Annotated in this window: 13 protein-coding genes and 1 other RNA gene; 10 read left to right on the forward strand and 4 right to left on the reverse strand. The window is 64.6% G+C overall.

The features are described 5' to 3' along the window. From ACRCSW_RS22685 to ACRCSW_RS22710, 6 genes are all read left to right on the forward strand, one after another. Positions 1-522, forward strand: a 522-nt coding sequence (locus ACRCSW_RS22685) for an SDR family oxidoreductase (RefSeq protein ID WP_438707919.1), incomplete at its 5' end; no start/stop codon positions are given. A 34-nt stretch (positions 523-556) separates the two neighbouring features. Beyond that, positions 557-962, forward strand: an RNA gene (gene rnpB, locus ACRCSW_RS22690) — RNase P RNA component class A. Positions 963-1,116: 154 nt separating this feature from the next. Continuing rightward, on the forward strand, positions 1,117-1,713 hold the full coding sequence (locus tag ACRCSW_RS22695; RefSeq protein ID WP_438707920.1) for a hypothetical protein: 597 nt from the start codon (positions 1,117-1,119) through the stop codon (positions 1,711-1,713). Positions 1,714-1,813: 100 nt separating this feature from the next. Continuing rightward, on the forward strand, positions 1,814-1,981 hold the full coding sequence (gene rpmG / locus ACRCSW_RS22700) for a 50S ribosomal protein L33 (protein WP_008027883.1): 168 nt from the start codon (positions 1,814-1,816) through the stop codon (positions 1,979-1,981). 69 nt (positions 1,982-2,050) lie between these two features. Continuing rightward, positions 2,051-2,572 carry an AAA family ATPase gene (locus ACRCSW_RS22705; protein WP_438707921.1) on the forward strand — a complete coding sequence of 174 codons (522 nt, stop codon included), beginning with the start codon at positions 2,051-2,053 and terminating at the stop codon, positions 2,570-2,572. A 37-nt stretch (positions 2,573-2,609) separates the two neighbouring features. Continuing rightward, positions 2,610-3,131: a GNAT family N-acetyltransferase gene (locus tag ACRCSW_RS22710; RefSeq protein WP_438707922.1), complete on the forward strand. Its 522-nt coding sequence runs from the start codon at positions 2,610-2,612 to the stop codon at positions 3,129-3,131. Positions 3,132-3,179: 48 nt separating this feature from the next. Here the strand turns inward: ACRCSW_RS22710 and ACRCSW_RS22715 are convergent, their stop codons facing one another. Both ACRCSW_RS22715 and ACRCSW_RS22720 read right to left on the reverse strand, forming a co-directional pair. Beyond that, entirely contained in the window at positions 3,180-3,929 is a 750-nt protein-coding gene (locus tag ACRCSW_RS22715) for a Bax inhibitor-1/YccA family protein (RefSeq protein WP_438707923.1), read from the reverse strand. 130 nt (positions 3,930-4,059) lie between these two features. Further along, entirely contained in the window at positions 4,060-4,275 is a 216-nt protein-coding gene (locus ACRCSW_RS22720) for a DUF1127 domain-containing protein (RefSeq protein WP_438707924.1), read from the reverse strand. Positions 4,276-4,400: 125 nt separating this feature from the next. Here ACRCSW_RS22720 and ACRCSW_RS22725 point away from each other — a divergent pair, with 125 nt between their 5' ends. Beyond that, complete coding sequence (locus ACRCSW_RS22725; protein ID WP_438707925.1) at positions 4,401-5,276, forward strand: LysR family transcriptional regulator; 876 nt, start codon at positions 4,401-4,403, stop codon at positions 5,274-5,276. Here the strand turns inward: ACRCSW_RS22725 and ACRCSW_RS22730 are convergent, their stop codons facing one another. Then, on the reverse strand, positions 5,277-6,239 hold the full coding sequence (locus ACRCSW_RS22730) for an NADPH:quinone oxidoreductase family protein (protein WP_438707926.1): 963 nt from the start codon (positions 6,237-6,239) through the stop codon (positions 5,277-5,279). 372 nt (positions 6,240-6,611) lie between these two features. On the opposite strand from ACRCSW_RS22730, the gene ACRCSW_RS22735 reads away from it, so the two are divergent. The 3 genes from ACRCSW_RS22735 (at position 6,612) to ACRCSW_RS22745 (ending at position 8,274) form a co-directional block, all read left to right on the forward strand. Then, positions 6,612-6,974, forward strand: a complete 363-nt coding sequence (locus tag ACRCSW_RS22735; RefSeq protein WP_438707927.1) for a helix-turn-helix domain-containing protein — start codon at positions 6,612-6,614, stop codon at positions 6,972-6,974. A 68-nt stretch (positions 6,975-7,042) separates the two neighbouring features. Further along, positions 7,043-7,840, forward strand: a complete 798-nt coding sequence (locus ACRCSW_RS22740) for an inositol monophosphatase family protein (protein WP_438707928.1) — start codon at positions 7,043-7,045, stop codon at positions 7,838-7,840. A 116-nt stretch (positions 7,841-7,956) separates the two neighbouring features. Next, complete coding sequence (locus ACRCSW_RS22745; protein WP_438707929.1) at positions 7,957-8,274, forward strand: hypothetical protein; 318 nt, start codon at positions 7,957-7,959, stop codon at positions 8,272-8,274. 90 nt (positions 8,275-8,364) lie between these two features. Here the strand turns inward: ACRCSW_RS22745 and guaD are convergent. Further along, on the reverse strand, positions 8,365-9,514 hold a 1,150-nt coding region (gene guaD / locus ACRCSW_RS22750), incomplete at its 5' end, for a guanine deaminase (RefSeq protein WP_438707930.1).

Raw genomic sequence — 9,514 nt, forward strand, 5'->3', positions numbered from 1 at the left:
GGCCTGAACGTGTTGGTGAACAATGCTGGCATCATGCGGGCCGAAGACCTGACGGCGGCAACGGTTGACACCACCGACGCCGAAGCGACGGTCGTGACCAATCTTCTGGGGCCGATCCGGATGGGCGCCGCCTTGCTGCCGCATCTGAGGGCGCAGGCGCGGGGGGTGATCATCAACGTGACCTCGGGGTTGGCGTTCGTGCCGCTGGCGCTGACGCCGACCTATTCAGCGACCAAGGCGGCACTGCATTCGTATAGCCAGGCGCTGCGCCACCAGTTGCGCGACACCACCGTCGAGGTGATCGAACTGGCCCCGCCGATGGTGCAGACGGAGCTGATGCCGGGCCAATCGACGAACCCGATGGGCATGCCCCTTGATGCCTTCATCGCCGAGACCCTTTCGTTGCTGCAGCAGGACCCGACCCCGGCGGAAGTGCTGGTCGAACGTGTCGGGTTCCTGCGCAATGCCGAGGCGAACGGCGCCCATGCCGCGACCTTTGCCATGCTGAACGGCGGGCATTGACGGGAAACACCCGAGCCCCTAGGTCGTATCTCGCGCGGATGGCTGGATGACCGCGGCCCCGGACCTGATCCGGGGTCGAGGAAAGTCCGGACTCCAGAAGGCAAGGGTGCCGGGTAATCCCCGGCGGGGGCGACCCCAGGGAAAGCGCCACAGAGAAGAGACTTCCCTTGTTCGCAAGGGTAAAGGTGAAACGGTGGGGTAAGAGCCCACCGCGGGACTGGCAACAGGACCGGCACGGCAAGCCCCACCCGGAGCAATGCCAAATAGGGGCCTCGCGCGGGGCTGGTCCAGGCTTCGGCCAGGATACCGCCCGCAGGGACGCCATCGCCCGAGAGGCCCGGGTTGGCAGCTTGACCGCCGTGGTGACACGGTTGGCAGAGGAATGGTCATCCATGGGCGCAAGCCCGGGACAAAATCCGGCTTACAGGCCATCCGCGCGTCTTCCCGTCAAACCTGCATCGGCTTTGGGAACCACCGGCTGTCCTGCCCGTGGGTTGATCCTCGTCAAGGTGGCCGCCTTCCTTAGGCGGTACTCTTCAGCAAAGGGCCGGATCGTCCGCGCCTGCGAGTGGCTTTGCCAGAGGAGCAACGATCATGAGAAGACTGCTGATGATATCTGCCATGGTGACCGCGATGTCATCGACCGCATTCGCTCAGGGTCAGCCATGGGGCGGCTGGTGGGACGGTTGGGGTATGGGGCCGGGCTATGGCATGTGGTCGGACGGGCAAGGGATGATGCCGCCCGGTTACGGCGGCGACCCCGGTTGGGGCGGTCCCGGTTGGGGGCCAGGCATGATGCCACCGGGCGCGGGAATGGGCCGGGGAATGGGCGGGGGCGGCATGATGATGGCCGCCATCGATGCCGATCACGACGGTGCCGTCTCCGCCGAGGAGGCCGCCGCGCATGCAGAGTTCATGTTCGAGGCGATGGACGCCGATCAGGATGGCGTTTTGGTCGCCGGAGAGTTGGGCGGAGGGCGCATGGACATGATGCGCATGATGCACCCCGCGATGTCGTCTGTCATGCACGAGCGCCACGCTGCGCGGTTTGCGGCGAAGGATGGCGATGGCGACGGCAAGGTCACGATGGCCGAGTTTCTGGCGGCCGAAAAGGCGCAGTATGAGGCGGCAGACACCGACGGCGACGGAAAGGTCACGCCTTGGGAGCTGCGCGGGCAGATGTGGCAGTGACAGAGCGCATTTGCGGTTGACTCGGGCACGCGTGCGGGTAAAAGGCGGGCTTCAAGATTTTCGCAGGGGACCGCAGTTTCCCTGACGCAGGAGAAACGCAATGGCCAAACCGGCGACCATCAAGATCCGCCTGAACTCGACGGCGGGCACGGGGCACTTCTACGTGACCAAGAAGAACGCTCGCACCATGACCGAAAAGATGGTCGTGAAGAAGTACGATCCCGTGAAGCGGGAGCATGTCGAATACAAGGAAGGCAAGATCAAGTAAGATCGCCTTCCGTCGATGGAAAGCTGGGCCGCACCTTCAGGGCGCGGCCTTTTGCTTTGGGGGTTTGCGATGCAGCGGGTGATGATCGTGGGCCAGCCCGGATCGGGCAAAAGTACCCTGGCGCGTATGCTTGGGGACCGGACGGGTCTGCCGGTCTTTCACATGGATCATATCCACTGGCAGGCGGGTTGGGTCGAAAGACCAAGGGCCGAGAAGATCAGGCTGGCCCTTGAGGTGGAGGCGCAGGAGCGCTGGATTTTCGAGGGCGGGTTGTCGTCGACCTACGCGAACCGGATTTCACGGGCCGATACGCTGATCTGGCTGGATCTGCCGGTTGGCCTCAGGCTCTGGCGGGTGGTGAAGCGGTCGGTTCGTTATCTCGGGCAGGTGCGACCGGACCTGCCGGAAGGCTGCCCCGAGCGGCTTGGCCCGGAAACGCTGCCGTTCTGGCGCTACATCTGGCGGACACGAGCGACGGCGCGGGAGCGGATTCGGGCGCTTGTGGCAGGGGCGCCGTCGGATCTGACGGTGATCCATCTTTGTGGGCGGGCCGAGGTTCGGGATTTTCTGCGGGACTTGCCGCGCCGCTGACCTTTTCTTTTTCTCTGGTCGCACCATCTGCTTCGTTATGGATCAAACACTCACCCTCAGGCGCGCGGGGCTGGAGGATCTGGCTGCCGTGGACCGGCTTCTGGCGCGGAGCTATCCAAAGCTGCTGGCGGCGGACTATCCGCCCTCGACCATGGTTCTGGCGGTGCCGATCATCGCGCGGGCGCAGCCGCGGTTACTTGCGTCCGGGCGGTACTTCGTGGCGGTGGATGCAGCGGGCCGGGTGCTGGCGGCGGGCGGGTGGAGCCTTGCCACGCCGGGCGGCGGGCAGGGGGCGGTCAGGCCCGACACCGGCCATGTGCGGCATGTGGCGACCGATCCGGATGTGACCCGGAAGGGCATCGGGCGAGAGCTGATGGCGGCGGTGATGCAGGATGCGGCGAAGGCGGGGTTGCAGTGGCTCGACTGCCTCTCGACGCGGACGGCGGTGCCGTTCTATGCGGCGTTGGGGTTCCGGGTGCTGTATCCGACCGAGGTGCCGCTGGGGCCAGGTATCGTCTTTCCGGCGGTGCGGATGCTGGCGGAACTGGAGCTGAAATGACAAAGGGCCGGTCTTGCGACCGGCCCCTGCCTTTGGTTTCGACTGCTGTTATTCGCGGTTGCCCAGGAAATGCAGCAGGAACATGAACATGTTGATGAAGTCGAGGTAGAGGTTCAAAGCGCCCATGATGGCCGAACGTCCCTGATACAACTGACCCCCGCCGTCGCCATGATGAGCATACATCAAGTACTGAGTCTTGATGGTCTGCGTGTCGTAGGCGGTCAGGCCCGCGAAGATCAGCACACCGATCACCGGGATCGCGAAAGCCAATCCTTCGGACTGCAGGAACATGTTGACGACCATGGCCACGATCAGGCCGACCAAGCCCATCAACAGGAAGGTGCCCATGCCGCTGAGGTCACGCTTGGTGACGTAACCGAAAAGCGAAAGGCTCGCGAAGGCGATCGCTGTGACCAGGAAGGTCGAAGCGATTGATGTATCGGTGAAAGCCTTGAAAATCCACGCGATCGACAGGCCCATCACCGCCGCGAAGGCGTAGAAGAAAAACTGAGCGGCCGCGACCGACATCTTGTTGACCAGTGCGCCGAAGGCAAAGACCATCGCCAGAGGGGCGAACATCACCACCCAGCCGAGGATATTGGGGCGCAGCGTCAGCGGATCGCGGAAGATCGAGAGCAGGGCGTCCGACGTGCCGACAGACCAGGCGACACCGGCAGTGACCAGCATCGCCACGGACATCAGCCCGTAGACCTTGTTCATATGGGCGCGAAGCCCGGCGTCGATCTCGGCGGCACCGACGCCGACGCCGACCGGACGCGTAGTTTGATAATCAGCCATGTGAAGCCTCCGATGTTGTCCCTAAGGGCAACGCCGGGGAACCGGCGTGACCACATGCCGTGAATATCGGTGCAGTCGGTCCATAATTCAAGCGTTTCGGTCGGAAAAGGCCGAAGAATAGCTAGCGCTGCTAGCGCTGCCAGTGTCTCGGCACGTCCCAGAGCGGTTGCGCCGCCGCAGCCTCGGCTTCGTCGCGGCTGAGGCCGATATCGGCGAGGAGATGATCGTCCAGCGCGGCAAGGCGAACCCTTTCGCGGTGGAGCTGCAGGGCGGCAAAAAGGCGGGACAGCCAGTGCCCACGGGGCGCTGCGGCTGGGGTGGCATGTGGTGCGGCGGCGTAGGCCATGGTCGTGTCCTCCATCGTCTGGTGTGATCGTGGGCGGGTCGTCGATCAACATGCTTGAACTATGCGACAGCTTGATGCACAATGAAAACGAATGATTGTGGCTGAACCCATCACGGAGATTGATGATGCCCCGCACACTGGACCTGAGCGCGCTCCGCAGTTTCGTGGCTGTTGCCGAGGCGGGTGGGGTGACGCGGGCCGCTGGTTTCATGAACCTGACCCAATCGGCGGTGTCGATGCAGATCAAGCGGCTGGAAGAGGCGCTGGGCCTGACGCTGTTCATCCGGGCGGCGCGGCGGATGGCGCTGTCGCCGGAGGGCGAGCAGTTGCTGGCCTATGCCCGGCGCATGATCGCGCTGAATGACGAGGTGATGACGAAGCTGACCTGCGCGTCGTTCGAGGGGGAAATCAGGCTCGGCGTGCCGCATGACATCGTCTATCCGGCGATCCCCGGCATCCTGAAGCGGCTCGCGGCGCTGTTCCCGCGGGTGCGGATCAATCTCGTGTCGTCCTTCACGCTGTTGATGAAGGACAGTTTTGCCCGGGGTGGCCTGGACGTCATCATGACGACGGAAACGCAGCCCGACGCGGGGGGCGAGATTCTGGCCTGGCGTGATCTGGTGTGGATCGGGTCCACGGGCGGTACGGCCTGGCAGCGGCGGCCCCTGCGGTTGGGGTTCAAGGACACCTGCATCTTCCGGCCCACCGTTCAGGCGGCGCTGGAAAAGGCCGGGCTGCCCTGGGAGATGGCGTTCGACGGCGAGAGCGAGCAGGCGATCGAGGCGACGGTGGCGGCCGATCTGGCCATTTCGGCGCGGCTGGGCGGAACGATGCCCGTCGGCACCGAAGTGATCGATGCGCGGGGGGCGCTGCCCGAGCTGGGGCGGCTGGCGATCTGCCTTTACGCGGCGCCCACCTTGCGCGGGCCTGCGGCCGAAGCGCTGATGTCGGAACTTCGCCGTGCCTATTTGGACGCAACGTCCGCGATGGCGGCGGAGTAGTCAGTCCAGCGTCACGACGACCTTGCCGGTCGCCGCGCGGCTGCGCAGCAGTTCCAGCGCCTGCGGGTAGCTGTCGAACGGCAGTATATGGCTGACATGCGGGCGCAAGGCCCCCTCGGCATACCAGCCGAGAAGGGTTGTCAGGCTGTGTGAGACAAGGGTGGGCGCGGTTGCCTGATAGCCGCCAAGCCAGAATCCCGAGACGGTCAGGTTCTTGACGAGGAGAAGATTGGCGGCCACCTGCGGCACCTGGCCGGAGGCAAAGCCGATGGCCAGAAGCCGCCCGTCCGGTTTGGCGGCGCGCATGGCTTCGTCAAAGGCCGGGCCGCCGACCGCGTCGAAGACGACATCGACGCCGCCAAGGGCCCGCAGGGCTTCCTTCATGCCCGGCGCGTCACTGTCGATCAGATGGTCCGCCCCGGCGGTGCGTGCGACGGCCAGTTTCGCGTCCCCCCGGGCCGAAGCGATGACCCGCGCGCCAAGCCGCTTGCCGATCTCTACCGCCGTGAGGCCCACGCCGCCGGCGGCACCGGTGACGAGAAGCGTCTCGCCGGGTTTGAGCCGGGCCGTGTGGGTCAGCGCCAGATGGGCGGTGGCATAGGCGATGGGAAAGCCCGCCGCGTCCGTCATCGACATTCCCGCGGGCAGGATGGAAAGGGCGTCAGCCGCGACGCAAAGCTCTTCGGCCAGCGCACCGTTGCCGGGCAGGCCCAGCACGGCGGTGCCGGGGGCGGGGCCGGTGGTGTCGGGGCCAAGGGCGGTGACGGTGCCGGAAAACTCCATCCCCGGAACGAAGGGCAGGGCGGGCCGGGTCTGGTAGCGGCCTTCGGCCATCAAGAGATCGGCGAAGTTGATGCCGACCGCCGAGACACGGACCAGCGCCTCGCCCTTGGCGGGAACTGGCCGGGAAAGCCGGGTCTGGACAGGCTGGCTGCCAAGGGACAAGATATGCCACGCGCGCATGGGTAGTTCTCTCTGCGGTTTCGGACGTCTGTGGTGGCGCATTAGCGATTTTTCCCGGACGGCAACAGTATGATGTGCCAGAGCGGACTGTGGATTAGCGTTTTGCGAAGATCGGGCGGCAAAATCGCAAAATGCAATGCAAAATGAATTTCGCGTTAAAGGCGAATCGCTTGACCCCCCGGCGCGCCATAGGTGTTAACTAGGACAACCACGCCGTGTTTTGTACAGCTGTATAATTCGTCCTATCCAAAAGGACAGGTTTTGGGCCGGATTCAAAAAATTCGTCGTGGGGAGTCAAAAAGGCCAATTCTGGCACGAAATATGCTTGTATATTCCTGAGGGGACCAGACGTTTTCTTTTTTGGAGTAGAGTATGAAGCACCCGGTTGATGCACATGTCGGCAAACGTATCCGTCATCGTCGTTGGATGGTCGGCATGACCCAGCAGCAGCTCGCCGACAAGGTGGGTATCAAGTTCCAACAGATCCAGAAATATGAAACGGGCATGAACCGTGTCAGCGCTTCGCGTCTTTGGGATGTGGCCGATGCGCTGGGCGTGTCGATCTCGTTCTTCTTCGAGGGGCTGAGCGAAAGCCAGGCGGTGGGAATTCTCGCCCAAGGCGACATGATGGCCGACAAGGAAGCACTGGAACTCGTGCGCTCCTATTACGCGATCCCCGAAGCGCAGCGCCGCCGCCTGTTCGATCTGGCGCGCGTTCTGTCCGAAGCCGCGTGACCGCCCGACGCCTTGACCTGATCCCTGCGAGCGTTTAGCGCCCGCAGGGGTGGATCAGGGAGAGCGGGATGCGTGTCGACAAGGCGGTGGCGGCAGAGCTTGTGGCCACGGCGCACGAACTGGCAGATGTGGCCCGCGTGGCCACTCTGGCCTACTTTCGTCAACCGGGGCTGGCAGCGGAAACCAAGGAAAGTCAACGGTTTGACCCGGTGACGGTGGCGGATCGGCTGTCCGAGGAACGGATGCGTGCCGTGCTGGCCAAGCGTCGGCCTGACGACGGGATTCTGGGCGAAGAGTTCGGGCCGGTCGCCGGGACATCGGGGCTGACCTGGGTGTTGGACCCGATCGACGGGACGCGCGGCTATCTTTCCGGAACTCCCACATGGGGCGTGCTGATCGCGGTCCGCGATGCGGCGGGTCCGCTTTACGGGATCATCGACCAGCCCTACATCGGCGAGCGGTTCGAGGGTGGCCTTGGACTGGCGCGGATGACCGGGCCTATGGGCGAGGCGGCGCTGGCGGTGCGACCACCGCGACCGCTGAGCGACGCGATCGTCTTTTCCACCTTTCCCGAAGTAGGCACCGTTGAGGAGGGCGCGGCGTTTCGCCTCGTCGCATCGCGGGCCAAGCTGGTGCGCTACGGAACGGATTGCTACGCCTATGCGCTGATCGCGGCGGGGCAGATCGATCTGGTGATCGAGGCGGGGTTGCAGGCCTATGACGTGCAGGCCCCCATCGCGGTGATCGAGGCGGCGGGAGGCGTGGTGACCGACTGGCAGGGCGGGCCGTGCCACGATGGCGGCAGGGTGCTGGCCGCGGCGAACCGTAGGGTGCATGCCGAGGCGCTGGCGCTGCTGAATGGCTAATTCAACTTCGCTCAATAGTTGATCGCCCCCTTGGGAGGCGGCAACTGACCGCGGACGGAATAGGCCGTGCCCTGCGCCGGGGATTGCGCTAGAACGCCCGCCGAGGAGGCCCGGCGATGGACCACAATTTCGAAGCGCAGCGGCGCGAGACCTATGACACTTTCCGGCAGTCGAAGGGGGTGAGCCTGCCGAAGACGGCGGTGGTGGACTATGCCTTCTTCATCGAGGAGCTGGATGCGAGCTGGCCTGCGCTTGAACGGGCGCTGAGGCTGGAGGGGTTCCGGACGCGGCGGGAAAAGGACGGCGAGACGCTGATCGCATCGATCGGGCCGATCCCGGTGACGCCGGAGGAGATATGGAATTACGAGCGGATCGCGACCTCGATTGCCTTGAAGCATGACTTCTATCCGGACGGGTGGGAGCTGGCGGAGTAAGTGTCCCACGGTGGGACACTTGCGCCGAGTTTGTGAACTCAAGGGGTTGGTGGACCGTTTACCTTGGCTTTACCTTTTCGCGGGTGCCGGTCACGAATTTTCTGCGAAAATTCGGGGGGTGCCACCCACCCAGACCGCCTCTATCGCCCGGTCATCGCCCATCATGATCGTCGGGAAAAGGGCTTGCCACGGGTCTTCGGCCCGCGCCGAGGCCTGGGCGATGGCGGGAGTTGAGGCGAGGTTGATCACGGCAAGATCGGCCTCCATTCCGACCGCGATGTTGCCGATCTCACCTTCGGCGTGAAGGGCGCGGGCGGAGCCAAGGGTCGCGAGCCACCAAAGCTGGGCGGGGTGCAAGGACTGACCGCGCAGTTGCGCCACCTCATAGGCGGCGGCCATGGTGCGGAGCATGGAGAAGCTTGAGCCGCCACCCGTATCGGTGGCGAGGCCGACGCGCAGGGACCGGGCGAGGGTCATGTCGAAGAGGCCGGAGCCGATGAATGTGTTGGAGGTCGGGCAGTGGATCAGGCTGGCCCCGGCCTCGATCAGCCGCGATTTTTCACGTTCGGTCAGGTGGATGGCGTGGCCGTAGAGGGCACCTTCGCGGAGGAGGCCTTGCGCCTCGTAGGTGTCGAGGTAGTCGCGCGACTGGGGGAAAAGCTCGCGCACCCAGGCGATTTCGTCGGGCTGTTCGGAGAGATGCGTCTGCATCAGGCAATCGGGGTATTCGCGCCAGAGGGCGCCAAGGGCGGCCAGCTGTTCGGGCGTGGAGGTGGGGGACAAGCGCGGAGTGATCACGTAGGACAGGCGGTCGAGGCCATGCCATTTGTTCAGAAGCCGCTTGGAATCGTCATAGGCCGATTGCGCGGTGTCGCGGAGCGCTTCGGGGGCGTTGCGGTCCATGCAGGTTTTGCCCGCGTAAACCCGCATCCCGCGCGCCTGCGCGGCGGTGAAGATGGCGTCCACGCTTTCGGGGTGAATCGTGCAGTAGCTGCAGACGGTGGTCGTGCCGCGCGCGAGGACGATGTCGAGATATCTGTTCGCGATTTCATCGGCATAGGCGCGGTCGTTGAAGCGCAGTTCTTCGGGGAAGGTGTAGGTCGACAGCCAGTCGATCAGCCGCTTGCCCCAGGAGGCGATGATGGCGGTCTGGGGATAGTGGACATGGGCGTCGATGAAGCCTGCCGAGATGAGCCTGGACCCGTGGTCATGCAGGCGGGCCTGCGGGTAGCGGGCGCGA

Origin of the sequence: Tabrizicola sp. (assembly GCF_051645465.1) — a bacterium.
Lineage (GTDB): Bacteria > Pseudomonadota > Alphaproteobacteria > Rhodobacterales > Rhodobacteraceae > Tabrizicola.

Excerpts from the sequence above, each read along its gene's own strand:
- ACRCSW_RS22695 (WP_438707920.1), top strand. The coding sequence starts at position 1,117 with ATGAGAAGACTGCTGATGATATCTGCCATGGTGACCGCGATGTCATCG.
- rpmG (WP_008027883.1), top strand. The coding sequence starts at position 1,814 with ATGGCCAAACCGGCGACCATCAAGATCCGCCTGAACTCGACGGCGGGC.
- ACRCSW_RS22705 (WP_438707921.1), top strand. The coding sequence starts at position 2,051 with ATGCAGCGGGTGATGATCGTGGGCCAGCCCGGATCGGGCAAAAGTACC.
- ACRCSW_RS22710 (WP_438707922.1), top strand. The coding sequence starts at position 2,610 with ATGGATCAAACACTCACCCTCAGGCGCGCGGGGCTGGAGGATCTGGCT.
- ACRCSW_RS22715 (WP_438707923.1), bottom strand. The coding sequence starts at position 3,929 with ATGGCTGATTATCAAACTACGCGTCCGGTCGGCGTCGGCGTCGGTGCC.
- ACRCSW_RS22720 (WP_438707924.1), bottom strand. The coding sequence starts at position 4,275 with ATGGCCTACGCCGCCGCACCACATGCCACCCCAGCCGCAGCGCCCCGT.
- ACRCSW_RS22725 (WP_438707925.1), top strand. The coding sequence starts at position 4,401 with ATGCCCCGCACACTGGACCTGAGCGCGCTCCGCAGTTTCGTGGCTGTT.
- ACRCSW_RS22730 (WP_438707926.1), bottom strand. The coding sequence starts at position 6,239 with ATGCGCGCGTGGCATATCTTGTCCCTTGGCAGCCAGCCTGTCCAGACC.
- ACRCSW_RS22735 (WP_438707927.1), top strand. The coding sequence starts at position 6,612 with ATGAAGCACCCGGTTGATGCACATGTCGGCAAACGTATCCGTCATCGT.
- ACRCSW_RS22740 (WP_438707928.1), top strand. The coding sequence starts at position 7,043 with ATGCGTGTCGACAAGGCGGTGGCGGCAGAGCTTGTGGCCACGGCGCAC.
- ACRCSW_RS22745 (WP_438707929.1), top strand. The coding sequence starts at position 7,957 with ATGGACCACAATTTCGAAGCGCAGCGGCGCGAGACCTATGACACTTTC.